At 56.1% G+C, this 23,817-nt stretch carries 25 protein-coding genes; 14 read left to right on the top strand and 11 right to left on the bottom strand.

Features of this window, described 5'->3' with window-relative positions; genetic code table 11:
• Positions 1 to 207 precede the first annotated feature (207 nt).
• From ENTCL_RS12965 to pbp4b, 4 genes are all read left to right on the top strand, one after another.
• Positions 208 to 1,293 (top strand): porin, encoded by a 1,086-nt coding sequence (locus ENTCL_RS12965; protein WP_013366588.1) that lies wholly within the window; start codon positions 208 to 210, stop codon positions 1,291 to 1,293.
• A 63-nt stretch (positions 1,294 to 1,356) separates the two neighbouring features.
• Positions 1,357 to 1,920 carry a DUF2057 family protein gene (locus ENTCL_RS12960; RefSeq protein WP_013366587.1) on the top strand — a complete coding sequence of 188 codons (564 nt, stop codon included), beginning with the start codon at positions 1,357 to 1,359 and terminating at the stop codon, positions 1,918 to 1,920.
• An 18-nt stretch (positions 1,921 to 1,938) separates the two neighbouring features.
• On the top strand, positions 1,939 to 3,360 hold the full coding sequence (murP, locus tag ENTCL_RS12955) for a PTS N-acetylmuramic acid transporter subunit IIBC (RefSeq protein WP_013366586.1): 1,422 nt from the start codon (positions 1,939 to 1,941) through the stop codon (positions 3,358 to 3,360).
• 10 nt (positions 3,361 to 3,370) lie between these two features.
• Positions 3,371 to 4,672: a penicillin binding protein PBP4B gene (gene pbp4b, locus ENTCL_RS12950; protein WP_013366585.1), complete on the top strand. Its 1,302-nt coding sequence runs from the start codon at positions 3,371 to 3,373 to the stop codon at positions 4,670 to 4,672.
• Positions 4,673 to 4,723: 51 nt separating this feature from the next.
• On the opposite strand, the gene gdhA is transcribed toward pbp4b, so the two are convergent.
• On the bottom strand, positions 4,724 to 6,067 hold the full coding sequence (gdhA, locus tag ENTCL_RS12945) for an NADP-specific glutamate dehydrogenase (protein WP_013366584.1): 1,344 nt from the start codon (positions 6,065 to 6,067) through the stop codon (positions 4,724 to 4,726).
• Between the two features lie 238 nt (positions 6,068 to 6,305).
• On the opposite strand from gdhA, the gene ENTCL_RS12940 reads away from it, so the two are divergent.
• Complete coding sequence (locus tag ENTCL_RS12940; protein ID WP_013366583.1) at positions 6,306 to 6,587, top strand: DUF1496 domain-containing protein; 282 nt, start codon at positions 6,306 to 6,308, stop codon at positions 6,585 to 6,587.
• On the opposite strand, the gene ENTCL_RS12935 is transcribed toward ENTCL_RS12940, so the two are convergent.
• The gene (locus ENTCL_RS12935) at positions 6,547 to 6,963 is read right to left on the bottom strand and encodes a pyrimidine (deoxy)nucleoside triphosphate diphosphatase (protein ID WP_013366582.1); all 417 of its coding nucleotides are present in this window, start codon (positions 6,961 to 6,963) and stop codon (positions 6,547 to 6,549) included. The genes ENTCL_RS12940 and ENTCL_RS12935 overlap by 41 nt on opposite strands.
• Positions 6,964 to 7,041: 78 nt before the next feature.
• On the opposite strand from ENTCL_RS12935, the gene ENTCL_RS12930 reads away from it, so the two are divergent.
• Positions 7,042 to 7,611, top strand: coding sequence for a carboxymuconolactone decarboxylase family protein (locus tag ENTCL_RS12930; RefSeq protein WP_013366581.1), 570 nt, complete (start codon positions 7,042 to 7,044; stop codon positions 7,609 to 7,611).
• Positions 7,601 to 8,227: a CDP-alcohol phosphatidyltransferase family protein gene (locus ENTCL_RS12925; protein WP_013366580.1), complete on the top strand. Its 627-nt coding sequence runs from the start codon at positions 7,601 to 7,603 to the stop codon at positions 8,225 to 8,227. The genes ENTCL_RS12930 and ENTCL_RS12925 overlap by 11 nt, the downstream gene beginning before the upstream one ends.
• A 20-nt stretch (positions 8,228 to 8,247) precedes the next feature.
• On the opposite strand, the gene ENTCL_RS12920 is transcribed toward ENTCL_RS12925, so the two are convergent.
• The 8 genes from ENTCL_RS12920 to xthA form a co-directional block, all read right to left on the bottom strand.
• Entirely contained in the window at positions 8,248 to 9,558 is a 1,311-nt protein-coding gene (locus ENTCL_RS12920) for a sulfurtransferase (protein WP_013366579.1), read from the bottom strand.
• 75 nt (positions 9,559 to 9,633) lie between these two features.
• On the bottom strand, positions 9,634 to 10,266 hold the full coding sequence (locus tag ENTCL_RS12915) for an ATP-binding cassette domain-containing protein (protein WP_013366578.1): 633 nt from the start codon (positions 10,264 to 10,266) through the stop codon (positions 9,634 to 9,636).
• Positions 10,266 to 11,801 (bottom strand): ABC transporter permease subunit, encoded by a 1,536-nt coding sequence (locus ENTCL_RS12910; protein ID WP_013366577.1) that lies wholly within the window; start codon positions 11,799 to 11,801, stop codon positions 10,266 to 10,268. The genes ENTCL_RS12915 and ENTCL_RS12910 overlap by 1 nt, the downstream gene beginning before the upstream one ends.
• Complete coding sequence (locus ENTCL_RS12905) at positions 11,774 to 12,940, bottom strand: ABC transporter substrate-binding protein (RefSeq protein WP_013366576.1); 1,167 nt, start codon at positions 12,938 to 12,940, stop codon at positions 11,774 to 11,776. Before ENTCL_RS12905 ends, ENTCL_RS12910 begins: the two co-directional genes overlap by 28 nt.
• A 51-nt stretch (positions 12,941 to 12,991) precedes the next feature.
• A complete protein-coding gene (locus ENTCL_RS12900) occupies positions 12,992 to 13,690 on the bottom strand; it encodes a TVP38/TMEM64 family protein (protein ID WP_013366575.1) in 699 nt (232 codons plus the stop codon).
• A 90-nt stretch (positions 13,691 to 13,780) separates the two neighbouring features.
• Positions 13,781 to 14,458, bottom strand: coding sequence for a YdjY domain-containing protein (locus ENTCL_RS12895; protein WP_013366574.1), 678 nt, complete (start codon positions 14,456 to 14,458; stop codon positions 13,781 to 13,783).
• Positions 14,459 to 14,465: 7 nt separating this feature from the next.
• Positions 14,466 to 15,182 carry a TVP38/TMEM64 family protein gene (locus tag ENTCL_RS12890; protein ID WP_013366573.1) on the bottom strand — a complete coding sequence of 239 codons (717 nt, stop codon included), beginning with the start codon at positions 15,180 to 15,182 and terminating at the stop codon, positions 14,466 to 14,468.
• A gap of 184 nt (positions 15,183 to 15,366) precedes the next feature.
• Positions 15,367 to 16,173: an exodeoxyribonuclease III gene (xthA, locus tag ENTCL_RS12885; RefSeq protein WP_013366572.1), complete on the bottom strand. Its 807-nt coding sequence runs from the start codon at positions 16,171 to 16,173 to the stop codon at positions 15,367 to 15,369.
• 195 nt (positions 16,174 to 16,368) lie between these two features.
• Here xthA and ENTCL_RS12880 point away from each other — a divergent pair, with 195 nt between their 5' ends.
• Both ENTCL_RS12880 and ENTCL_RS12875 read left to right on the top strand, forming a co-directional pair.
• On the top strand, positions 16,369 to 16,851 hold the full coding sequence (locus tag ENTCL_RS12880) for a cold-shock protein (RefSeq protein WP_013366571.1): 483 nt from the start codon (positions 16,369 to 16,371) through the stop codon (positions 16,849 to 16,851).
• 11 nt (positions 16,852 to 16,862) lie between these two features.
• On the top strand, positions 16,863 to 17,561 hold the full coding sequence (locus ENTCL_RS12875) for an RluA family pseudouridine synthase (protein ID WP_013366570.1): 699 nt from the start codon (positions 16,863 to 16,865) through the stop codon (positions 17,559 to 17,561).
• A 6-nt stretch (positions 17,562 to 17,567) separates the two neighbouring features.
• Here the strand turns inward: ENTCL_RS12875 and ENTCL_RS12870 are convergent, their stop codons facing one another.
• Positions 17,568 to 18,107 carry a DUF2058 domain-containing protein gene (locus ENTCL_RS12870; RefSeq protein WP_013366569.1) on the bottom strand — a complete coding sequence of 180 codons (540 nt, stop codon included), beginning with the start codon at positions 18,105 to 18,107 and terminating at the stop codon, positions 17,568 to 17,570.
• A 296-nt stretch (positions 18,108 to 18,403) separates the two neighbouring features.
• Here ENTCL_RS12870 and ENTCL_RS12865 point away from each other — a divergent pair, with 296 nt between their 5' ends.
• From ENTCL_RS12865 to ENTCL_RS12845, 5 genes are read left to right on the top strand one after another with little or no spacing between them, the layout of a single operon-like run.
• Positions 18,404 to 20,821, top strand: a complete 2,418-nt coding sequence (locus ENTCL_RS12865) for a glycogen/starch/alpha-glucan phosphorylase (protein WP_013366568.1) — start codon at positions 18,404 to 18,406, stop codon at positions 20,819 to 20,821.
• Positions 20,822 to 20,876: 55 nt separating this feature from the next.
• Entirely contained in the window at positions 20,877 to 21,710 is an 834-nt protein-coding gene (locus tag ENTCL_RS12860; RefSeq protein ID WP_013366567.1) for a hypothetical protein, read from the top strand.
• 36 nt (positions 21,711 to 21,746) lie between these two features.
• Entirely contained in the window at positions 21,747 to 22,967 is a 1,221-nt protein-coding gene (locus ENTCL_RS12855) for a PP2C family protein-serine/threonine phosphatase (protein ID WP_044611968.1), read from the top strand.
• 27 nt (positions 22,968 to 22,994) lie between these two features.
• The gene (locus ENTCL_RS12850) at positions 22,995 to 23,333 is read left to right on the top strand and encodes an STAS domain-containing protein (RefSeq protein WP_013366565.1); all 339 of its coding nucleotides are present in this window, start codon (positions 22,995 to 22,997) and stop codon (positions 23,331 to 23,333) included.
• A gap of 28 nt (positions 23,334 to 23,361) precedes the next feature.
• Positions 23,362 to 23,805 carry an ATP-binding protein gene (locus tag ENTCL_RS12845; RefSeq protein ID WP_013366564.1) on the top strand — a complete coding sequence of 148 codons (444 nt, stop codon included), beginning with the start codon at positions 23,362 to 23,364 and terminating at the stop codon, positions 23,803 to 23,805.
• Positions 23,806 to 23,817 lie beyond the last annotated feature (12 nt).

Here is a 23,817-nt window from a genome sequence, read left to right as displayed (position 1 = left end):
AAATATCCAATTTTTCATTTATCAAAACAATATAAATATGTGTAATGATAAATGTAAATGATGATTTGCAATGTGTGCTTGCCTTATTTTGACAAACATCACAAAGCATGAAAAGGAATTAAAATTTCCATTTTTAATTTTTTAAAAACGATCAAGTATTCCTTTCGTTGTTTCTATTTATTTTAAGTTAAATTATAAGGTGAGTAAATGAAAATAGGGATTAAATATCTGCCATTTTTATTATTTTCTCTGGCGGCATCTTCTCAGGCAGCGGTTATCTACAGCGCTGATGATGGTTCAAACATCGATCTGTACGGACGTCTTGGTTTTAACGTTTCCGATAAAAAGACGGGGGATACCTCCGGTGATTTTGACGCCCGTATCGGTTTTTCCGCACGTCAGATGATCAACGATAAATTTGCCGTCATTGGTTTTACGCAATATCAGGTCAACGCCGCAGAGTACGCCAACAATATCAAAGCGGAAAACCCCAATGACTTTACGGCCCGGTACGTATGGGCCGGGCTTGATTTTGCGGAGTACGGAAAGATCACCGCAGGCCGCGTCTCGTCCGGGTTGATTATGTTCACGGACATTGGTGATGTGTTCGCCTCGTCGGATGTGGCCGTCGCCCGCCAGGCGAACTTTGTCGACTCCACCGCCGTTCAGGTTTTCCGTCAGGACGGAACGGTCCAGTATCAGAACACCATTGGCAATCTTGATGTTTCTACCGCCTATATCATCGGTAACAACACCTCGTCACTGGATTACGGCGTAAACGCCGCGCTACGCTATACGCTCGATCTCGGCGCGGCGGGTAGAATTCAGCCGGTACTGGCCGCCGAGCAGACGCAGGCCAGGCATGGCGACCAGTCTGGCCAGTCTGATGATAATGCCGATAAGTACCAGATGTGGGGTATCGGCAGCCGCTATTATCTTGGTGATGCGATGCTGGGCCTGCTTTATACGGAGGATAACGTTACCTACCTGGACGGTCGTCCCGACAGTACGGACAAAGACTGGGAAGCCACTCTCGTCTATGCCCTTACGCCGGACTGGTGGCTCAGGGCGGGCTATCGTCATCTGCTCAACACCGATGGCGACGATCTCAAACTTCGCGATACCACGTTTGAAATTCAGTACAAAGTGACGGCGAAGAGCTCAATCTATGGCTCATATTCATGGCGTAACGGCGAAGGTGGAACCAACCGGGTAACCGGTAAAGCGGTTTCGTTCGGCGGTAGCGATCCCGCTGATGATTATTTCCATTTGGGATTACGCTACGAGTTTTAGTTAAAAATATAAATTATGTTCGCATAAGGGCAAACCTTTTGCCCTTATTTATAGGGATTGGTTATGAAAAGAATCATATTATTTGCTTCATTTATAATTTCAGGAAGCGCATTCGCCAATATTGATCTTGAGCTCGGTGATACCGTTGTTGCCCTCGCCGCCAGCAATGCGAAAGTCTCCATGTTCTCGAAAGACGTTTCGCTACCGCCCGGTGAAAATCAGCTGGTTATAAAATTTGACAGCGCCGTTAATCCGGAATCCGTGAATCAGGGTAAAGGAAGAATCACCTCTGCGCCGTATATTCTTTCATTTCAGTATAACGCCAGTGACAAGCTGGTTTTGTCGGCGCAAAAAGTTACCGATGAAAACGAAGCGAAGAGGCAGGCCGCCAACCCTCAGTTTATGCTGATAGCGAATGATAAGCCGGTGCCATTCTCTATAAAGAAAATCGATCAGCAAAGTTTTAATATTTTTTCGGATTTTAAATCATTCCTCATTGCAGAAGACAGAAATACCTCACCTGCTGTCACAGAAAACAGTGATGGGCTGGCCAGGATAAAAGATGAATATCTGAATTTATCAGATAAACAACGTCTGTCATTTATGAAGTGGCTATTAAATAACTGAGGAAGGGAGTATTACGTCATGTCTAAAACGATAAGCAAGGAATTGCTGACGCAGATTATTACGCTGGTGGGCGGTGCGGATAACATCATCAACTGCGGGAACTGCATGACCCGCCTGCGTTTACGGGTTTCGGTCGTCACGCGCATTGCGCCGGAGATACATACCGCGCTCAAAGGGGCGGTGAGCGGAGTGGTGATTAATGGCAACGAGGTACAAATCATTTTTGGCGTCGGTAAAGCGCAGCGTGCTGCCGAAAGCATGAATAATTTATTGGGAGTGAAGGATTTAAACACCATCGCCGCGGAAAACAAAAACCAGCTGAAAAGTAAGCAGCAGTCATCGTTGCAGCAGTTTCTGGCGAACTTTGCGACTATTTTCACACCGCTGATTCCTGGTTTTATTGCGGCCGGTCTGATGCTCGGCATTGCCACACTGGTCGGCACGCTGATGCATATTGCGCCAGACGCCAAAGGGGTTATGCCGGATTCGCTGAACTTCTTGAAGATATTCAGTAAAGGGCTGTTCACATTTCTGGTGGTGCTGATTGGCTATAACGCGCAGAAAGCCTTCGGCGGTACCGGGGTGAATGGCGCGATTATCGCCGCGCTGTTTATTCTCGGCTATAACCCTACGGCTACGGTTGGTTACTACTCCGGGCTACAGGATTTCTTTGGGCATGTCATCGATCCGCGTGGGAATATCATCGGGGTGCTGCTCGCAGCCTGGGCGGGCGCTAAAATCGAGCGTTTCTTCAGACGCTATATCCCTGACGAACTGGATATGATTTTAACGTCAATGCTGACGCTGATTGTGACCGCTATCGTGACGTTCATCATCATCATGCCGGTCGGCGTCTGGTTGTTCCAGGGGATGTCCTGGCTGTTTATGCATCTGAACAGCAATCCGCTGGGATGTGCGGTTCTGGCCGGTGTCTTCCTTATCGCCGTCGTCTTTGGCGTGCACCAGGGGTTTATTCCCGTCTATCTGGCGCTGATGGATTCGCAAGGCTTCAACTCGCTGTTTCCTATCCTATCAATGGCCGGAGCCGGGCAGGTTGGCGCCGCGCTGGCGTTGTACTGGCGATCGGAAAAAACGTCCACGCTGCGGTCTCAGATTCGCGGCGCAATTATTCCCGGCCTGCTGGGCGTTGGCGAACCGCTGATCTATGGCGTGACTCTGCCGCGCATGAAGCCCTTTGTCACGGCCTGCGTCGGCGGTGCGGCGGGCGGTCTCTTTATTGGCACGGTGGCCTGGCTGGGGCTTCCCGTCGGATTAAACAGCGCCTTTGGCCCTTCCGGGCTGGTTGCGCTGCCGCTGATGACCTCGGGCAGCGGTATTCTTCCGGCAATTGCCGTGTACGGCGGCGGGGTGCTAATTTCCTATGTCGCCGGGTTTGTTATCACCGCCTTATTTGGCTGCAAAAATGTGGATCTGGATTGAGGGAATAACGATGAAAAAGAGTATGACGCTGGTTTCTCTGTTGGCGCTGTCCATTTCCGCATTTGCGGCTGAGTACCCTGTACTCACCACCGCAGGCCCGGATACGGTGGGGTTTGACCTTAAGAAGCTGAATAAGCTGGATGACTGGATTCAGAACCAGATTAGCGCCGGATATCCCAGCATTAACCTGCTGATCGTGAAAGATAACCACATCGTTTATCAAAAAGCCTGGGGTTACGCGAAAAAATATGAAGGTTCCTTATTAATGGCGGCGCCGATAAGCGCCACCACCGCGACGATGTACGATCTGGCCTCAAACACCAAAATGTTCGCCACCAATTTTGCCCTGCAGAAGCTGGTTTATGAGAAAAAGATCGATGTGAACGATCTCGTTTCTCAATACATTCCCGGTTTTGCCGATCGGCCGGGGGATAGCATCAGGGGCAAGGACGCGCTGCGTATTACCGATATTTTGCATCATACGGCCGGGTTTCCTGCCGATCCGCAGTATCCGAATAAAAAAGCGGCGGGCGCGCTGTATTCGCAGAATAAAGCGACAACGCTGGAAATGATTAAAAAAACGCCGCTGGATTACGTTCCGGGCACGAAACATATCTACAGCGACGTGGATTACATGATCCTCGGGTTTATCATTGAATCCGTCGTACAGATGCCGCTGGATACCTATGTCGAGAACAGCATTTATAAGCCGCTCGGCCTGACGCACACGGTGTTTAATCCGCTGCAAAAAGGGTTTAGCCGACAGCAGATTGCCGCGACCGAACTAAACGGCAATACGCGGGACGGGGTCATCACGTTCCCGAACATTCGTACCTCCACGATCTGGGGGCAGGTGCATGATGAAAAAGCCTGGTACGCCATGGGCGGCGTCTCAGGCCATGCCGGACTGTTCTCCACGACCAGCGACATGGCGGTGCTGATGCAGGTTATGCTCAACGACGGCGGCTATGGCAACGTGAAGCTGTTTGATAAGAATACCGTTGCACAGTTTACCCGCGGCTCGGCACAGGACGCCACGTTTGGTTTGGGCTGGCGGGTGAACGGCAATGCGTCGATGACGCCGACGTTTGGCGTTCTGGCCAGCGCGCAGACCTATGGCCATACCGGATGGACAGGGACGCTAACCGCAATCGACCCCGTTAACCATATGGCAATAGTGATTCTGGGCAACAAGCCTCATTCGCCCGTCGCCGACCCGAAAATGAACCCGAACGTGTTCATGAGCGGCCTGTTGCCGGCGGCTACCTATGGATGGATTGTCGATCAGGTGTATGGCGCGTTAAAACCGTAAGACAAAAAAAGAGGGATTCTTATCTGAATCCCTCTGTGACCCGCAGCGTGATTAAATCACCCCTTGCCCAATCATCGCGTCGGCGACCTTCACGAAGCCCGCAATATTGGCACCGCGCACATAGTGCGTCTGCTTGCCTTCGCCGCCGTAGGCCACGCAGGCCTGGTGGATATCCAGCATGATGTGGTGCAGACGGGCGTCCACTTTCTCCGCCTTCCAGCCCAGTCGCGCGGCGTTTTGCGCCATTTCAAGCCCGGAGGTCGCCACGCCGCCGGCGTTTGCCGCTTTGCCCGGGGCAAACAGCACGCCCGCGTCGAGGAACAGGTCGGTGGCGGCGATGGTGGTTGGCATATTGGCGCCTTCCGCTACGGCCTTCACGCCGTTAGCGATAAGGGTTCGCGCGGCGTCCACGTCCAGCTCGTTCTGCGTCGCGCACGGTAGCGCGATATCCACCGGCACCGACCACGGCTGCTGGCCTGCAAGATACGGCAGGCCGAACTCGCGGGCGTAATCGGCCACGCGGCCGTCGCGGCTGGTTTTAATCGCCGTCAGGCGCGCCAGCTTCTCGGCGGTAAACCCGGCTTCATCGACGACGGTGCCGCTGGAGTCTGAGGCGGTGACCACGCGTGCGCCCAGCGCCATGGCTTTTTCGATGGCGTATTGCGCCACGTTGCCGGAGCCGGACACCGCCACGCGCATGCCTTCAAAGCCGAGGCCGTGGCGTTTGAGCATGGCGTCGGTGAAATAAATAAGCCCGTAGCCGGTCGCTTCAGGGCGGATCAGGCTGCCACCAAACGACAGCCCCTTGCCGGTGAAGACGCAGGCGGTATTGTTCGACAGCTTTTTCATCATCCCGGCCATAAAGCCGACTTCACGTCCGCCAACGCCGATATCCCCCGCCGGGACGTCGGTATCCGCGCCCAGATGGCGATACAGTTCGGTCATCAGCGCCTGGCAAAAGCGCATGATTTCGCCTTCGCTTTTGCCTTTCGGATCGAAGTCGCTGCCGCCTTTACCGCCACCCATCGGCAGGGTGGTCAGGGCGTTTTTAAAGGTTTGCTCAAAGCCGAGGAACTTGAGGATCGACAGATTCACGGAAGGGTGAAAGCGCATACCGCCCTTAAAGGGGCCGATCGCCGAGCTGAACTGTACGCGCCAGGCGCGGTTGACCTGCACCTGGTTGCGGTCGTCCACCCAGGTGACGCGGAACTGAATCACGCGCTCCGGCTCAACCAGCCGCTCCAGCAGGGCCATCTGGCGATAGCGCGGATTCTGCTCAAGGAACGGCCACAGGGTGGTCATGACCTCACGTACCGCCTGCGCGAACTCCGGCTGGTGCGGGTCGCGCAGCTGTACATGGTTAAGAAATGTCTCCAGAGAAGGTACCTGATCCATCGTAATAATTTCCTCTTATGATTGTGAGCGTTTGTTATTGTCGTGTTTGTCAGTGAAATTCTTATGTTTTTTTCGACTATATCACCCTGAGCGCAGCGGCAGGCAAGGAAAAATCGGTCGGCGAGGGAAAATTTATAACCGGCGCCCGGTCATAACCAAAAGCGATGACCGGAAAAATTTAAGAGAGTGTCGTCCTGAGCCGATATAGTAAAAAGAGCTTCTTCAACAAGGAATGAAAATGACACGATTACTGACGGCATTGCTGGCGCTGACGATGAGCGCGAGCGTGCTGGCCGACCAGCGTCTTCGCCCGGATGTTCAGGTGAACGTACCGCCTGAAGTGTTCAGCAATAGCGGGAATACACAGCAGGCGCAGCCCTGTTCCCAGTGCTGCATCTATGAGAACCAGAACTACTCGGAAGGGGCGGTGATCAAAGCCGAAGGGGTGCTGCTGCAGTGCCAGCGCGATGAGAAAACCATCAGCACCAATCCGCTGGTCTGGCGTCGCGTAAGGCAATAAACGCCGTCAGCAGCGGAACGTCAGCCGGGGCGAGATCCCAGTCAAACGCCTGCCCGGGCGCGGTCCAGACCAGCTGGCTGTGCTCGTGGGCGACGAGGGTTCCGTGAAACACCGGCACGTGCCAGGCGTGAAGATGGATAATGCGCCCTGAAACCTCGCGCCGGTGGCTGGCGATATAGCGCGCAGGTTCGGCCTCAATGCCCAGCTCTTCGCGCAGCTCGCGAATCAGCGCCTGCGGCTGGCTTTCGTTCGCCTCAACCTTACCGCCGGGAAACTCCCATAGCCCGGCCTGATCGGCATGGGGCGGGCGCTGGGCCAGCAGAATTTGGCCATCCTGTTCGATAATCGCGGCAACAACATCAATCGTTTTTAGCATCGGGGTCAACGTTTCCTTACGGGGGATGCCATACTATCCTGGACTTTGATTTCGCTAAAGAACCGCAGGAGTTTTCGGGTGAAAAACACCACGCCCTGGATACCGCCGCTTGACGATATTCCCGCCTCGCTGTCGCCGATTGTGCATCTGCAGAAGAAGCACTATGGCGACACCCTTAACCCAACGCGCTGGTGGGGACGCATGCCGCGTCTGTTCTGGCTGGTGGCGCTGTTTGTCGGCTGGCTGGAGCGCCGACGCGCGCGGCTTGCGCCGGAGCTGCGGGCGCTGCTGATGACGCGGGTGTCGCAGCAGTGCCGCTGCGCGTTCTGTATTGATGCCAACAGCCTGCGTCTTGCCGAGCGCTGCAATGCGCTGGAAAAGGTGCAGGCGGTAGCGGACTGGCCGCGTTCGGCGCTGTTCAGCGAGGAAGAGCGCGCGGCGCTGGCGTATGCCGACGCCGTGACCGCCACGCCGCCCGTCGTCACTGACGCGCAAAAAGCGGCGCTGAAGCAGCATTATTCCGATGATGCGATCGCCGAAATGACCGCGCTTATCGCGTTTCAGAATCTGTCGGCGCGGTTCAATGCGGCGCTGGATATCCCCTCGCAGGGGCTGTGCGACAGCCAAAGGCCGCCGCATGCTGGATAAACATCTTCATCCGCGGGTCAAACCGGGCCTCAACCGCCTCGCCGCGCTGCTGGATCGCCCGGGCGTCTCGCCGGACGGCCTGACGCTGGTGGGGTTTGCCGTCGGCGTGCTGGCGCTGCCGTTTCTGGCGCTGGGCTGGTACGGCGCGGCGCTGGCCGCCATTGCGATCAACCGCCTGATGGACGGCCTTGACGGCGCGCTGGCACGGCGTCGGGGCTTAAGCGATGCCGGCGGGTTTCTGGATATCGCGCTGGATTTTCTGTTCTACGCGCTGGTGCCGTTTGGCTTTATTCTCGCCGATCCGCTGCATAACGCGCTGCCGGGCAGCTGGCTGCTGTTCGCCTTTATCGGCACCGGCAGCAGCTTTCTCGCCTTTGCCGCGCTCGCGGCGAAGCATCAGCTCGATAATCCAGGCTATGCGCACAAATCATTTTACTACCTTGGCGGGCTGACGGAGGGGAGCGAAACGATGCTGCTGTTCGGGCTGAGCTGCCTGTTTCCTGCGCTGTTTACGTGGTTTGCGTGGGTGTTCGGCGCGCTGTGCTGGCTGACGACCTTTACCCGGGTGTGGAGCGGCTACGTGACGTTGAAAGGTCTGGAAACCCGGCAGGGATAACCGCTGCCGGGTGAAGCGGATTACAGCGTGCTGTCCGGCCCGCGTTCGCCGCGGCTGACCGGGTTTTTGGCATCCATGCTCCATTCATACCAGCCGCCGTCGTACACTGCGACGTGCGGCCAGCCCATGGCGCGCGCGTACATAAAGGCCTCAGAGGCGCGCCAGCCGGTGCCGCAGTAGAACGCGACCTGCTGAGAAGGCTGGATATGCCAGGCGCTCCACATCGCCGTGATGTCGTCGGCGCTGCGCATGGTGCCGTCCGGGTTGTGGAAATCCTCCATGTGCGTGGCGTCGCTGCCCGCATGGCCCCAGCGGGCGCCGGCGATCTCGCCCTTCGGCTTAATGTAGCTGTAGCCGCTGGTGCTGCCGATAAACTCCGGCCACGAACGAATGCTGACCAGCGAGGCGTCCTGACGGTGCAGCAGGCCGCGCGCCTGCTGCATATCCAGCATCAGCTGCGGCTGGCCGGGGATCGGCGCGCCAAAGTCCGGCGCGGGCTTCACGCCGCCCGGCGTGCCGCGCTCGACCGGCAGCCCGGCGTCGGACCAGGCCTGCCAGCCGCCGTCCAGCAGCCGCACGTCTTTCACCCCGGCATACAGCAGGATCTGCGCCACGCGGGCGGCGGCGTAGACGTCGCGGCCGTAGAGGATCACGGTGGTGTCATGGCGGATGCCGTGTTTGGCCATCATTGCCTTGAGGTCGGCGTCGGAGACTTTATTCCACAGCGGTTCGCTTTCGACCTCATTGGTGTCGATATAGTCGGCGCCCGGAATGTGGTTCAGCAGGTAGAATTTCGGCGCGCCCCAGGCGGCTTCAATCACCTTCCATTCACCAGCCGGGGCGGCGGCGACGGTTTTACCCTGCTGCAGGTCGTGCAGCCACTGCGGGTAAACCAGCTGTTCGAAATGGGCGAGCTTTTGCAGCCGCGCAGGCTGCTGCAGCGCGTCGCTCAGCAGCGTCACGTGGGTCATGCCCGCTTTTTTCAACCGTTCAGCGACGGCCGGGTTATCGCGATCGTCACCGTACAGCGCCAGCGGGGTCTGCGGCTTCAGCTGATGCTGCTTGATCCAGGCGGCAAGCTGCGCGTCGCTCATCGCGGAAAGCCAGCTGGCGGACAGGTTCAGAGCCGCAGGCTCATGGCCTTCGGTGCCCTTCAGGGTTTGCGGCCAGCCGTTGTAAAAGGCGCTCGGTCGGGTATCGATAGCGATCCCGTTTTTCTGCTGTAGCTGGCTGAGCGATAACGAGGAGGACATATCAGCAGCAAAGGAGGAGGCGGTAGAGGTCAGCCCGATCAGCAGGGCCAGCGCGGTCAGTTGAGAAACACGTTTCATCGAATTGCCCGACGGTAGTTTGTGGAAGCGTCATTCTGAACTCCAGAATAAGGAAAAACATTGCGCTGGCGCAGTTTAGCACCAGCTTTCAAGCTGCAGGCAGCGTCCGCCGGGGGGAATATCCGCGGCGTCGTGGGTCACCAGCACCACCGGAATAGACAGCCGCTTCAGCTCGGCGAACACCCACTGGCGAAAGCTGTCGCGAAGCCCGGCGTCGAGGCGGCTGAACGGCTCATCCATCAGCAGGGCCTGCGGCTGCGCCAGCATCGCCCGCAGCAGCGCCACCCGGGCGCGCTGGCCGCCGGAGAGCGTGGCCGGATCGCGGGAATAAAAGCCGCCGAGCCCGGCGTTTTCCAGCGCCGCATCTACCGCCGCGCGACGCGCGCGGCCCCGGATGGCGGCGGGCAGCGCCAGCAACAGGTTTTGCCCGACGCTGAAGTGGTCGAACAGCAGCGCATCCTGAAACAGAATGCCGATATGCCGGGCGTGGGTCGGCAGCGTATCGCGGCGTTCGCCGTTAAGCCAGAGCTCGCCCTCGGCGCTAAAGGCGTCGGGCAGGGCGCCCGCCATCCACGCGAACAGGGTGGATTTCCCGCTGCCGGAGGCGCCCATCAGGGTGAGCGCCTCCCCCGGGCTGACGTCAAAACTGACGTTGCGCAGCAGCGGGCGTCCCGCCAGGGTTAATGAAACCTGTAAAGCGCGAAGCATCAGCGGAGTCCTTGTCGGTAGTGGCCCGCCAGACGCAGCAGCAGGGCGAACAGTAAAAACGCGGCGGCGGGCAGCAGCAGCTGCCACAGCGCCTCGGCCGCCAGCAGGGCGGTGTCTCCACCGCTGCTCAGCGCCACCGCGTCGGTGGTCAGGGTCGTGACGCGCCCGCCGCCGAGCCAGAGCGTGGGTAAGTATTGCGCAATGCTCACTGAAAAGCCTACCGCTAGCGCCGAAAGCAGCGGACGCAGCATCTGCGGGCACAGTACCAGCCAGAATATCCGCCCGCGCCGCCAGCCCAGCGTGCGGGCCACCAGCGTCAGGCGCGGGTCGATGCGCCGCCAGGCGGGCGCCATGACGAACAGCATCCACGGGAACACCCACAGCAGATGTCCCCACAGCACGGTCAGCCGCTGGCCGTCGAGTGCGCCCCGCAGCGCCAGCTGATACTGACCGGCCACCAGCGGCAGCGCGGGCAGAATCAGCGGCAGCCAGATAACAATGTTCAGGCGCGAATGGCCGAGCTCAAGCCAGGCCAGGCACAGCAGAGCGCCGAGCAGCGTCGACAGCGCGCCCAGCCACAGGCTGTTGAGCAGGCTCTCGGGCGACGGCGCCGTCAGCCGTGAGGTTAATGCCAGCACGATGACGCACAGCAGGCCGCAAAGGGGCAGAAAGAGGGAAAAAAAGCGCCCCGGCAGCGCCAGCGGGCGGGGATGGCGCACGCCGCGAAAATCAGGCACCCGGCGCCGCCAGCCGCGCCACAGCGCCAGCGCCAGCAGCGTGATGACGGCCAGTAAGGCCAGCAGCAGCAGGCAGGCGAGCGCCCCTTTAGCCTGCTGCGCATCGTCGCCCTGCGACAGCCATTGCCAGGCGAGCACCGCCAGCGTCGGCGGGTTTCCCGGCCCTAATACCAGCGCAACATCCACCACCGACAGCGTCCAGGCGGTGGTCGCCAGCAGCACGACGCGCAGCTGCGGCATCAACTGCGGCAGCACAAGCCAGGCCAGGCACTGCCAGCGGCCATAGCCCTGACTTTGCAGCACCATGGCCTGCTCCGCCAGCCGCTTTTCGCCCAGCAGCGCGTAGATAGCCCACAGCAAAAAGCCGCTCTCTTTCAGCGCCAGGGTAAAGCCGACGCCGATGCCGTAGCGGTCCGGTGCCGCGCTCAGAAAGGGCAGCCAGCGGTACAGCGCGCCGCCTTCGGCAAACAGCAGCAGCGCGCAGGTGGCGAAGGCGACGTGGGGAACCGCCAGCAGCAGAGGCAGACGCGAGGCGAGCTGCCGCCAGCGGCGCGACGGCCAGCAGGCGGCGATCGCGCTCAGGGCGATAAGCAGCGCGCCCACCACGGCGATAAGCGTCGAAACCAGCGTGGCGGCGACGGCCTGCGGCAGCTGCGGGTCGGCGAACAGCGCCCGCCAGTGCTCAGCCGAAAACGCAGGCGTCAGCAGCAGGCCCGCCCCCGGGATCAGGGGAAGGTAAAGCATCCCTGCCGCGCCCCACGTCAGCAGGGTTAATGCGTGCCGTAACGGCGCAGCCATTCCTGCTCCAGTGCGTTGACCCAGGCGGCATGCGGCTCCGCCAGCACCGGCGGCGTTTTATCGCCCGCGTGCGGCGGCGGGGCGGGCAGTTTCGCCGGGTCCAGTACCGTCGGGTCGCCCCAGACGGCCGGGTCGGCTTTGCGGCTTTGCGCTGCGGGCGACAGCAGGAAATTGGCGACGACCTGTGCGCCCGCCGCCGCAGGCGCGTTGGCGGGGATCGTCACGAAATGCACGTTGCCGAGCATTCCCTGGGTAAAGCCAAAGCCGTAGCTGTCGGCGGGCAGCTCGCCGCTGCTCACTTTTTGCCGGGCGTGCATCGGGTTAAAGGTCAGCGACAGGCGCAGCGCGCCGTTCGCCAGCATCGCATCCATCTTCGCGGGCGATGCCGGGAAATCCGTGCCTTTGCGCCATAAATTCGGATGCAGTTTGTCAAGATACGCCCACAGCGGCGCGGTGACGCGCCCGAAGGTGTTGTCGTCCGGCGGCTGCTTGAGCGCCTCGGGCTGCGTGGTCAGGGAGATCAGCAGCTGCTCAAGGAGCGCGGTGCCGGTGAAGTCCGGCGGACGGGGGTAGGTGACGGTGCCCGGGTGCGCGCGGGCATAGCTCAGCAGCGCATCGGCATCGGCCAGCGGCGCGGGCGTGTCGCTGCGCCGGGCGATAAAGGTTAACTGCGCGCTGCCCCACGGCGACTCAGCGCCGTCGGTTGGCACGGAAAAATCTTCCCGTACCGGTTTTTGCGTATCGACATAGCGCCAGTTGGGCAGCTGTTCCGCCCAGCCGCTTTTCAGCAGCCCGGCGGTTTTCAGGGCGCGAAAGTTTTCCCCGTTCACCCACAGCAGGTCAATGGAGCCATTGTGCGTGCGTCCCGCGCGGGCCTCGGTCTGAATACGCTTAACCGCATCGGCGGCGTCGGCGATATGCACTATGCGTAAATCAATCGCGTAGTCGCGCCGGACCTCACCGCTCACCCAGTCGAGGTAGCGGTTGACCGCCGGGTCGCCGCCCCAGGCGTTGAACCAGACCGTTTGCCCGCGGGCCTCTGCTTCGGTTTGCTGCCAGCCGGTATTCTGGGCGGATGTCGCCAGAGGGCTGAATAACGCAGCGCTAAGGAGTAATAAACTATGACGCATGTAGCGCATAACATCCTCTTCAGTACAGTGGTGAACGAAAAATCAGTGGGCTGGCGCGCATCAGAATTTCCTTTTCTGGCGTTCAAAATAGATTTGTTTCGCGACAAAAATGACGACCGTCAGGGCAAACAGGGTGAACAATCCGGTGACAAACCAGAACGTCCCCCCGGTTAACAGGCTGCCTACCCAGGAGTAAACGATGGTGGCGGGCAATTGACCGACCGCAGTGGCGAGAAAAAAATGGCGAAAGCGGATAGAGGTCAAACCAGCAGCATAGCTTATCGGGTCGAAGGGAACAAAAGGCAATAAGCGGCAGATCAATATCGTATGCCTGCCGTAGCGCGTAAAGAAGCCGTCCATGCTGCGTAATACGGTTTTTCCGGTTAGCTTTTCGACAACTTCACGCCCCAGAATTCTGGCGATAAAAAAGCATAGCGCGGCGCCGGCCATCGCGCTTGTCCAGGAGAGCAGGCCGCCCCAGAAGGCGCCAAACAAAGACGCATTGGCAAAGGTAATCAGAAACGCGGGGAGGGGGGCGATAATCGCCTGCAGGATCATCAGGAAGAATGAGACGACTGCGGCCTGCGCGCCGTAAGACTGAATGAAGCGTTCAACGCCCCGCTGATCCAGCGATGAAAATGCGGCAATACTTTGATTAATAAAATGATGAACGCCAGGCACCCATAGCCAGAGGAGTACGGCGGCCAAAAGCAGGAGGAGGAGACCAAATCGGTAGTACCAGAGTGAACGCTTTTTCATTGCGCGTAGTTGCTCATCGTCGAGGGTGAAAAGGCACGATATCTCCGGCTGCAGACGCTATCTGCAGCCGGGGTCGGGAGGCGACTGGCGTTACTCCATCACGTTAAATGACACCGTCGCGAGCGTTCCGTCTGGCGGTAATAGCGCGGCGTTGCCAGTGAATTTGACTTCACCGCGTTTTTCCACTGCCCCATAGGTATAGACGGCATTGCTGATAATCCCCACCGGACAGCTATCCAGGCACAGCAGACAGCCGGTTTTTTTCTCCTCCGCCGCGGTTAAATTCCCGCCAAAACGCATGTCTGGCTTCCGGCCATTGCTGTCAACGATAACGTCATCGAAGGAGTACGCTTTGGCGGCGCCAGCCCATGTGACGGATATGGCCAGTTTGCTCCCCGCGACATGCGTGGTTTCTTTATTGTCCATGGTCATATTATCCCCCGGCGTGGCATGAATTTGTTTTAAGGCATCATAGAGTGCTTTCGGGGGGGCATAGCCGATAAACAGCGATTTTTGGCTATTGGAGCCTCCCTTATAAACAATGCCGTGGCGGGTATCATCGGTAAGAAAACGGCCATTGACCTGTACCAGCATAGTGACGGTGCGCGTCTGAGGATCGACCCGCAGAGGGGTATTGGGCGAAAGTCCGTCATACCCGACATTCTGCGCGGCCGCGTCCGTTTTTTGGTCACAGCCGGTGAGCCCGGTGATGGCCAATAAACACAGCGCAGCCAGTCCTTTTTTCCATGACATCATATTATGTTGCATGATTATTCTATCCTTGGTTTTTGTTGATGGACAGGCTGCGTTTCGTTTTACCGGGATCCGGCAGAACAACCTGTTTATATCGGGCATAGGCTTTGGCTGCCTGAATTAACGTAAATAACGCCATACCCGCCAGGCAGAGTTTTAGAATAAAGACCGGAGTAATACCGCCCGTCGCGAGTTCGTCGGCCATCGCGGTATACAATAGTAAGCCGGGTAATGTGGTGATGGCGGAAATGAGGGTGAACGACCAGAATGAAATCGCCGTCAGGCCATAGGCGTAGTTTTGAATGTTGTAGGGAAATAAAGGAATTAAACGCGTCAGGATTAAGAAATCGCTGCCGCTGCGGGTCATTCCGCGCTCAATCGCCTGAAAGATGGCCGTATGCCCGACGTATTTTAATAGCAGTTCGCGCCCAATCCAGCGGGCGAGCAGGAACGACAGCGCCGAGGCGGCCGTGGCGGCAATAAAGGAAAGCAGCGTTCCGGTGACGGTGCCAAACACAATACCGCCGACGATCACCAGAATGCTGCCAGGCATCAGGAAAAGGGTGGCGATAATAAATAACAGGATATACAGCGTATAGCCGAGCGCGCCATATTGACGAATAACGGATGGCAAATGCTGGACGTCGGTAAGCAGACTCGCTATTCCAGATGAATAAATGACGTAAACAATAGCGCCAAATATGATGCAGGCAATGCATAATTTGTATTCAGCATTTATGACGACTTCTTTGGCATTTCATCCTTTTCCGTCTTATTCACCGAAAGGTATCGGCACTGTTGCCCGCGAGGCTATAGTAAATGACCGAAAGTAACAAACGATTACCGTCATTTTATTGATTTTGCTCAGAACATTTCTGCTCCCCGGGCCGTTTCCGCCCCGGGGAACCCTTCAGCGGCGCGTCTTAGCCCTTAAACGTTGCCCAGACCGGGGCGTGGTCGGACGGTTTTTCCATACTGCGGATCTCGTAGTCGATCCCGGTTTCGACGCAGCGCTGGGCCAGCGGCGAGCTCGCCAGCAGCAGGTCTATGCGCAGGCCACGGTTGTCGTCAAAGCCTTTTGAGCGGTAGTCGAACCACGAGAACTTGTCCTGGGTATCCGGGTGCGCGTGACGGAAGGTGTCCACCAGCCCCCAGTCCAGCAGCCGCGCCATCCACTCGCGCTCTTCCGGCAGGAACGAACATTTGCCGGTACGCAGCCAGCGCTTGCGGTTGTCGTCGCCGATGCCGATATCCAGGTCCGTCGGGCTGATGTTCATGTCGCCCATGATCAGCACCGGGTTTTCGTTGTTCAGCTCGGTGTTCAGGTAGTTTTGCAGGTTCTGGTAGAACAGCTCTTTTGCCGGGAACTTCAGCGGATGGTCGCGGCTCTCGCCCTGCGGGAAGTAGCCGTTGATCACCGTGACGTTGCCGAACGCCGACGGGATTTCCGCCATAATAATGCGGCGCTGGGCGTCTTCGCCGTCGCCCGGGAAACCGCGGCGCACGGAGACCGGCGTCGCTTTGGTCAGCAGCGCCACCCCATAGTGACCTTTCTGCCCGTGATAAAAGACGTTGTAGCCCAGCTTCGCCACGTCTTCGAGGGGGAACATATCGTCGTGAACTTTTGTCTCCTGCAGGCCGATCACGTCGGGCTGATGCTTTTCGACGATGGCTTCCAGTTGATGAGGACGGGCGCGCAGGCCGTTGATATTAAAAGAGACAAATTTCATAGTCACTGTCACTGTGCAGGGTGAATGGTGCAGGGATGGTAGCAGAAAATTCACCGGCTGACCTCCTCTTGCCCGGGTGCGGCGGTAAATTATCCGCCATACTTCCGTTATAGGCATGGTCGGCGCGGGCAGAGTGCATTACACTGCGCGCTGCAAAAATGTGAGTGTTGAACAGTTAATTAGGCGGTAAAGGCAATGCAAGGAACCATCACAACCTGGTTTGAAGACAAAGGGTTTGGATTTATCAAAGATGAAAACGGCGACAACCGCTATTTTCATGTGATTAAGGTTGCCAATCCTGACCTGATTAAGAAAGACGCGGCGGTCACCTTTGAGCCCACCACCAACAGCAAAGGGCTGTCGGCGTATGCGGTGAAGGTCATCCCGGACAGCAAGTATATCTATATTGCCGGCGAGCGCCTCAAAATCACCGCCATCAAATCCTGGGTGGTGTTCAGCGAAGAGGAACCGGTCGAGACCAAAATCGATAAAGAGAATGCGGTGCTGTCGGTCGGCATGCTGATGAGCAGCATTCGCCCGAAAGCGACGGCAAAGGCGGGCGAGATGCGTACGGTGAAAAAGCTGGCGGTCACCACCTTCCAGAATAAGACGCTGATCTTCTCTGAAGACGAGATTGACGTTGAAGAAACGGTAAAAATGCTCAAGAAAGTGCGCTAAGCCGTCGCCTGATGTCTGCCGTTATCGATACTTTTATTGCCCCGCCGTGCCATGACGAGATTGAGATCCTCTGGCAGGACGCGCAGCTGGTGATAATCAATAAACCCGCGGGGCTGCTCAGCCTCTCGGGGAAAAACCCGCAGAACCTCGACTCGGTGCATTACCGGCTGGTGAAGCTGTTTCCCGGCTGCGCGCTGGTGCATCGCCTTGATTTCGGCACCTCCGGGCTGATAGTGGTGGCCCGCGATAAGGCGGTCAATGCCGCCCTGTGCCAGCAGTTCAGCCAGCGCGCCGTGAGCAAAGTCTACACCGCGCTGCTCTGCGGGCATCTGGAGGAGAACGAGGGAACGGTCGATGCGCCGATTGCGAAAGACCCGGCGCTGTTTCCGCGGATGTCGATTTGCGCGACCCACGGCAAGCCCGCGCGCTCCCGCTTTCAGGTTGTTGAGCGATTCACGCAGAGGCTGGAGGACGGCAGGGAACTGCCGTTGACGCGGGTGATGCTAACCCCGCAGACCGGGCGCACCCATCAGCTGCGCATTCACTGTCAGCATCTGGGACACCCGATTTTAGGCTGCGATCTGTACGGCGGCCTTTTGCCGCCGGGGACCGGACGCGCGCCGCGGCTGATGCTGCACGCCAGCGAGCTGCATTTTACCCATCCCGCCAGCGGCGAGCCGTTCAGCCTCCGCAGCGCCAGCCCGTTCTGATGCGGCTTACCACATCAAATCGTCGGGGATTTTGAAATCCGCGTACGGATCGTCTTCGTCCTGCACGTCCTGGCTCAGCGCGCTGTGTAACACGATGCTGTCGGCATCGCGCTGGGCGATTTTGTCGGCGACGGCGGCGGGGATGATGGCGTACTGCGCCTCGGCGTTGTTATCCGCCGCCAGACGGGCAATGGCGAGACGGCCGTTAATCAGCTGCGTCTGCGTCAGCTTATCGACCGCGACTTTTTTGATAAGGTTATTATCGGTGAAGTTAAAATCGATAGTCCCTTTGGCCACGGTGATGCGGTTCATCTCAATCAGCTGCTTCACCTGGGCTTTCAGCTCTTTCGACAATACCGCCTGCTTTTGCTGCTCGCTCAGCTGCTTATCGCGCTCAAGCTGCGCCTTTTTATTCTCTTCAACCGCTTCTCTGGCTTCACGCGCCTGCACGCGGGATTTTTTCGCCGTACGCTGGACTTTGGCCATTTTTTTGCTGGTCACTAATCCTGCTTTTAACATCTGCTCTTGTAAGGTGAGTTTTGTCATCGTGGTACCGAAACTATGTGAGTCATGGTCAGGATTATACCCGTAATTGCGGCGACTGTGTCAGGTTGCCGGTTGCGATTTTAGCCTGAACGGACAAGGCGCATTGCCGTGACTCGCCCGCATATTGCATTTGCGCCTGATAGTTTCAATTTGAACTAATTTAGTCCCGGAACAATAGAATATCGCTTTGTGGGTCAAAAATTGCCTAAGATGAAAATCTCCGTCTACACTTGAAAAAAAACAATATCTTGTGTTCTGTGCATTTAAAAGATGCAGCGGAGTTCAGTGAGGTCAACATGTCTGTCATCAGCAGAGATTTGCGCGCTCTTGTCGAAGAACAATTAAAATACACCTTGTGTGTTAGCTTAAATAAGGCTACCAACGGCGATGTGTTTAATGCTGTGGCGCTGGCGGTGCGCTATTTTCAACAGGATCAATTTCTCGGCAGCCAGGCCCGGCAGCGCGCGGAAAAGAAAAAACGCGTTTATTATCTGTCAATGGAGTTTCTGCTCGGGCAGTCGCTGCGCAATAATCTGATGAATATGAATTTGCTGAACGATATGCGCCAGGCGGTAAATGAACTGGGGTTCGATTTTGACAATATTCTTGATGAAGAACCCGATGCCGCCCTTGGCAACGGGGGGTTAGGGCGCCTGGCCGCCTGCTTCATCGACTCAATGGCCACGCTGGATATCGCCGCATCGGGTCACGGTATCAAATATGAATATGGCCTGTTCCGGCAATCGTTTCAGAATGAGCAGCAGATAGAACATCCGGATGACTGGCATTCCATGCACTCCCCATGGTTAGTTGAGCACCATACGCAGCCGATGCTGATCCCCATTGGTGGTTATATTGAACATGCGGATGATGTTAACGGGAATTACAATCCGATGTGGCTGGGGTGGAATACCATCGTCGGTATTCCAAATGACTATTTCGTTTCGGGCTACCGGGGCAGCACCACCAATAAGCTGCGTTTATACAGCGCCGTAGCCTCTAATTCTTTCAATATCCATATTTTTAATCGCGGCGATTATATAAAGGCGGTAAGCGAAAAAATCGCCTCGGAGAATATATCGAAAATCCTGTATCCTTCTGATGAAATCCTGACGGGTAAAGAGCTGCGGCTCACTCAGGAATATTTCCTTGTGGCATGTACCTTGCGGGATATCTTTCGTGAATATGCGGAAACTGAAGCGGATATTTCGTTACTGCCGCAGCATGTGGCTATCCAGCTCAACGATACGCATCCGGCGCTGGCGGTTGTAGAACTGATGCGGATGCTCGTGGATGAATACAGCCTTCCCTGGCCGCAGGCATGGGAAATCACGCAGAAAACCTGCGCGTACACGAACCATACGCTGATGCCCGAGGCGCTGGAAACCTGGCCCGTGGCGCTGTTTGAAAAACTGTTGCCGCGTCATCTGCAGATTATTTTTGAAATTAACCACCGGTTCCTTGACGATGTCGCCACCCGCTGGCCGGACAGGCCGCATTTGTTGACCTCTTTGTCTCTGTTTGCGGGGGACAAAGACAAACACATCCGCATGGCAAACCTGGCCATCGTCGGGAGCCATTGTGTTAATGGCGTTGCCATGCTCCATTCGGAGCTTATCAAAACCCACCTGGTGCCTGATTTTTACTTTATTACGCCGGAAAAATTCATTAATCAGACCAACGGAGTCACACCGCGCCGCTGGCTGCAGCAGGCTAACCCCAATCTTGCCGCGTTTTTGAATCAGCAGCTGGGCGCCAGATGGCCGACGGATTTACATTTGCTTCGCCAGCTGGAGAAAAAGGCGGATGACGCGGGCGTTGTCGATCAAATCCGCGCCATTAAATTCAAAAACAAATCCGCGCTTAGCCAGATTGTTTCACAGCATTATGGGGTTACGCTGGATCCGATGGCGATGTTTGACTGTCAGGTAAAGCGTATTCACGAGTACAAGCGCCAGCTCCTGAACATTCTGCATGTCATTGCTCTCTACCTTGATATCAAGGAGAACGGCAAAACCATCGCGCCTAAAGTGCATCTCTTTGCCGGCAAGGCGGCGCCCGGCTATCGGATGGCAAAACTTATTATTCAGTTAATCAATACCGTAGCCAAAAAAATCAACAGCGATCCGCGCATTGCCGGGCAGCTGAAGGTCGTTTTTCTTGAGGATTACAAGGTCTCGTTAGCCGAAAGCATCATCCCGGCAACCGACCTTTCGGAGCAAATTTCGACAGCAGGTACCGAGGCCTCTGGCACCAGTAACATGAAGTTTGCGCTGAATGGCGCATTAACGATTGGCACGTATGATGGCGCCAATATCGAAATTCGGGAGGCGGTCGGCAAGGATAATTTTTATCTCTTTGGCGCTACTGCCGAAGAAATTACTAAAAGCCGACGCGAAGGTAATAATAATCTCTTATACCATCACGGCAATCCGCAGATTGCGCACATTGTCGATGCCCTGATTTCTGGCGTATTTACCCCAGATCATGACCTTTTTGCCCCTTTACACCATATGTTAACTGCCGCTGATAATTATTGCCATCTGCTCGATTTTGAAAGCTATTGTCAAACGCAGCAGCAGGCGATGGCGGATTTTGAGCACCCGCGGCAGTGGCACCGGAAGGCATTACTCAATATTAGCCGGATGGGGGAGTTTTCGAGTGACAGGACTATTCAGGGCTATGCAAAGGATATTTGGGGAATAAATTGCTAAAATGAAAATCCTTGTACGGAGCTGTTTTATTTTCGGGATTTGCCAGGCAGGGAGCATGGCGTGGGCTACAGAAGGCACTGCGCCAAATACCCCCGCTGTCAGGGTTTTTACCAGTCCGTGGGCGCGTTTATTTTCAGGTAGCGAGTCTTCATTTTCAACCGCATTAACCTACAGCACCACGCTGGATCAGGAAATTGTGAAGGTTCCTACGGGGGAGGACAGCTACGAGCTACACGACAGATATAATCAGCGCGTGCTGCTGAGTATGCAGTACTCGCCGCTGAGCTACTTTTTTGCCAACATGACGCTGCGGGCGCCGATTCAGGATATTAACAAATACAGCACCAATTTTGTCTATAGTTTCGGCTATGACGACTGGCATCCCGGTACGTTTAGCCTGGTGTACGGTAACTATAGCGACAACAACTATTTTTACCCCGCGAAAGAGGTGCAGCGTACGCGTTTTGAACAAGGGACGTGGACATTTGCGTATAAGTTCACATTGCCTCAGAACGTGGAAAAACATCTTCTTATCAATAAAGAGGATGCCCTGATCTGCCAGCTCGGTTATAGCTATGTCCCGCGCTATTTTTCCCTTGCGGATAACTCGGTGCAGCGGAACAAAAATATTTTCCTGGCCAGCTGCGGTTATACCTTATTGCAGCATTATTTTTTGCGGGTATCCGCTTTTTATTACCCTGACAGTCAACAGCAGCAGCCCTGGGATTACGATTATACCTACAGCTTCGGCTACGTCTCCAGTTACCTTCCGGGAGCGATGTCGGTGCACTATGATAACTACACGGGGACACGTTACCCCTGGCGCGGCAGCCCCGATGCCAACTTCCGGCATGGGACAATTAATGTGAGCTGGACACTCCCTTTCTAGGATGAATGAACCGTGACAATAACAGTGGCTGACGGTATGGATCAAAAATCCGAATTAACGCTTTTGATTGTCGATGACTCGAAAAGTTATCGCCATTTGCTGGCGAACATCTTAAGCCAGTGGGGATTTCATGTTTTACAGGCTCAGGATGGCCTGCAGGCGCTTACCATACTGAATGAAAACAGCATCAATGTGGTGATAAGCGACTGGGAAATGCCGGAAATGGACGGCGGAGAACTGTGTCGACAGGTTCGCCGGCATGATTACGGCCACTACATTTACATTATTCTGGTCACCGCCCGGCAAACCACGGACGATTTAGTGCTAGGGCTGGAATCCGGCGCGGATGATTTTTTATCAAAACCGATTCATCAAAGCCAGCTCCGCGCCCGGCTGCATGTCGCGGAGCGCATCCTGATGCTGGAAAATAAGCTTGAGGTGCGAAACCAGCGTTTGAGCACCGCTTATCAGCAAATAGAACAGGATTTGCAGGCCGCGGCCCGCCTGCAGCGTCGCGTCTTACCGGCGACCGCGCTGAATTTTGAGGGGTACCAGGCCGACTGGATATTTTTACCTTCAGCCTATGTATCCGGTGATTTACTGAATTATTTCATGCTCGATAAGCACCATATTGCGTTTTATAGCATCGATGTGGCGGGCCATGGCGTGAGCGCGGCGATGCTGTCACTCGCCGTGTCCCGGGAATTTCTTTCCGGTCGGATTAATGAACGGCTCTTAATTGTTGAAGGCCAGATTATCCCACCGCATGACGTCGTTGCGGCGCTGAATCAGCGCTTTTGTCTTGATAATGAGGATATTACCAGCTATTTCACGCTTATTTATGGGCTGATTGATACCCGAACGGGAAAGGGATCGCTTTGCCAGGCCGGACATCCTACCCCCTTTATTATTCGTCAGCGCGGGGAGCTTGTTTCCATAGGGCAGGGCGGGGTGCCGGTGGGATTGTTCCCGGACTCCGAATACCAAAGCTGTGATTTCTCCCTGGAGCCCGGCGATCGCCTGTATTTATACAGCGACGGGATTAGCGAATGTGAGAATCTTGACGGAGAATTATACGGCGAGACGCGGTTGCAAAATATGATGATAGCGCTGCGTGACAAAGACAAAATAGCGCTTTTCCAGCTGGTTGAAGAGGCGCTGGTACGCTGGTGTCAACCTGAGCCGCAGGAGCGCACCGAATATTCACGATTCTTTAATGATGATATTTCATTACTGGCGATCGAACGTATCGCGTAATTCCTGGAACCCATACCGAGGATGCTTATGAACTTTGAAATGCACAGTGAAAATGGCGTAGAGATCGTTGTTCCATTGGTACGCAGGCTGGACGCTTCTGTCGCGCTGACCTTTAAACAGCAGGTGCTGGAGGTTATTGGACAGAACAATAAAAATATATTGCTGGATTTTAGCCATGTAGATTTTATTGACAGCAGCTGTCTTGGCGCACTGGTATCGATACTCAAAAGCCTGAACGGGAAGGGGGAACTGGTGCTGTGTTCGCTCAATAGCAATATCCACAACCTCTTTAAGCTGACCCGCATGGATCGTATTTTTTCTATCAGGGATAATCGTCAGGATGCTTTGCAGATGTTGATGGGCTGATATCACAACGCTTTTTCGGTGGATAATGATGGAAAAAGTCAACACGGTATTTCGCTTACCCACATCACTCGAAAATCTGGAAACGCTGAGCAGCGCCATCCGGCAATTTATCGCTCAGCTTGAGCTTGATCCGGCCGTGGTTTATCAGCTCGAGTTAGCCACGTGCGAAGCCTTCAGCAATATCGTCAGGCATGGCGTAAACCACGATCCCGAGCAGTCTGTCGGGGTCACGTTGTCCTATGCGGATGGCGGGGTAGAGATTGTGCTTTCTGATTCCGGCAAACCGATACCCCAGGCAATACTGCGCGCGCTGGCGGGACGCGATAAATCCCTGCCCGAACCCGATCCTCACCGGCAGGCGAGCTGGCCGGAGAGCGGGATTGGCCTGAAGCTGATTTTTGCCATGATGGACGATGTCAGCTACCGGTCGCAGGAAGGGCGCAATGAGCTTATCCTGATTAAACATGTATAAGCCCATGGCGCG

The organism is [Enterobacter] lignolyticus SCF1, from assembly GCF_000164865.1.
Taxonomy (GTDB): Bacteria; Pseudomonadota; Gammaproteobacteria; order Enterobacterales; family Enterobacteriaceae; genus Enterobacter_B; species Enterobacter_B lignolyticus.
This window is presented reverse-complemented; position numbering and strand designations above follow the sequence as displayed.

Bases quoted from the DNA above. Each gene is read 5' to 3' on its own strand.
- ENTCL_RS12965 (WP_013366588.1), top strand. From the start codon at position 208: ATGAAAATAGGGATTAAATATCTGCCATTTTTATTATTTTCTCTGGCG.
- ENTCL_RS12960 (WP_013366587.1), top strand. From the start codon at position 1,357: ATGAAAAGAATCATATTATTTGCTTCATTTATAATTTCAGGAAGCGCA.
- murP (WP_013366586.1), top strand. From the start codon at position 1,939: ATGTCTAAAACGATAAGCAAGGAATTGCTGACGCAGATTATTACGCTG.
- pbp4b (WP_013366585.1), top strand. From the start codon at position 3,371: ATGAAAAAGAGTATGACGCTGGTTTCTCTGTTGGCGCTGTCCATTTCC.
- gdhA (WP_013366584.1), bottom strand. From the start codon at position 6,067: ATGGATCAGGTACCTTCTCTGGAGACATTTCTTAACCATGTACAGCTG.
- ENTCL_RS12940 (WP_013366583.1), top strand. From the start codon at position 6,306: ATGACACGATTACTGACGGCATTGCTGGCGCTGACGATGAGCGCGAGC.
- ENTCL_RS12935 (WP_013366582.1), bottom strand. From the start codon at position 6,963: ATGCTAAAAACGATTGATGTTGTTGCCGCGATTATCGAACAGGATGGC.
- ENTCL_RS12925 (WP_013366580.1), top strand. From the start codon at position 7,601: ATGCTGGATAAACATCTTCATCCGCGGGTCAAACCGGGCCTCAACCGC.
- ENTCL_RS12920 (WP_013366579.1), bottom strand. From the start codon at position 9,558: ATGAAACGTGTTTCTCAACTGACCGCGCTGGCCCTGCTGATCGGGCTG.
- ENTCL_RS12915 (WP_013366578.1), bottom strand. From the start codon at position 10,266: ATGCTTCGCGCTTTACAGGTTTCATTAACCCTGGCGGGACGCCCGCTG.
- ENTCL_RS12910 (WP_013366577.1), bottom strand. From the start codon at position 11,801: ATGGCTGCGCCGTTACGGCACGCATTAACCCTGCTGACGTGGGGCGCG.
- ENTCL_RS12905 (WP_013366576.1), bottom strand. From the start codon at position 12,940: ATGCGCTACATGCGTCATAGTTTATTACTCCTTAGCGCTGCGTTATTC.
- ENTCL_RS12900 (WP_013366575.1), bottom strand. From the start codon at position 13,690: ATGAAAAAGCGTTCACTCTGGTACTACCGATTTGGTCTCCTCCTCCTG.
- ENTCL_RS12895 (WP_013366574.1), bottom strand. From the start codon at position 14,458: ATGCAACATAATATGATGTCATGGAAAAAAGGACTGGCTGCGCTGTGT.
- xthA (WP_013366572.1), bottom strand. From the start codon at position 16,173: ATGAAATTTGTCTCTTTTAATATCAACGGCCTGCGCGCCCGTCCTCAT.
- ENTCL_RS12880 (WP_013366571.1), top strand. From the start codon at position 16,369: ATGCAAGGAACCATCACAACCTGGTTTGAAGACAAAGGGTTTGGATTT.
- ENTCL_RS12875 (WP_013366570.1), top strand. From the start codon at position 16,863: ATGTCTGCCGTTATCGATACTTTTATTGCCCCGCCGTGCCATGACGAG.
- ENTCL_RS12870 (WP_013366569.1), bottom strand. From the start codon at position 18,107: ATGACAAAACTCACCTTACAAGAGCAGATGTTAAAAGCAGGATTAGTG.
- ENTCL_RS12865 (WP_013366568.1), top strand. From the start codon at position 18,404: ATGTCTGTCATCAGCAGAGATTTGCGCGCTCTTGTCGAAGAACAATTA.
- ENTCL_RS12860 (WP_013366567.1), top strand. From the start codon at position 20,877: ATGGCGTGGGCTACAGAAGGCACTGCGCCAAATACCCCCGCTGTCAGG.
- ENTCL_RS12855 (WP_044611968.1), top strand. From the start codon at position 21,747: ATGGATCAAAAATCCGAATTAACGCTTTTGATTGTCGATGACTCGAAA.
- ENTCL_RS12850 (WP_013366565.1), top strand. From the start codon at position 22,995: ATGAACTTTGAAATGCACAGTGAAAATGGCGTAGAGATCGTTGTTCCA.
- ENTCL_RS12845 (WP_013366564.1), top strand. From the start codon at position 23,362: ATGGAAAAAGTCAACACGGTATTTCGCTTACCCACATCACTCGAAAAT.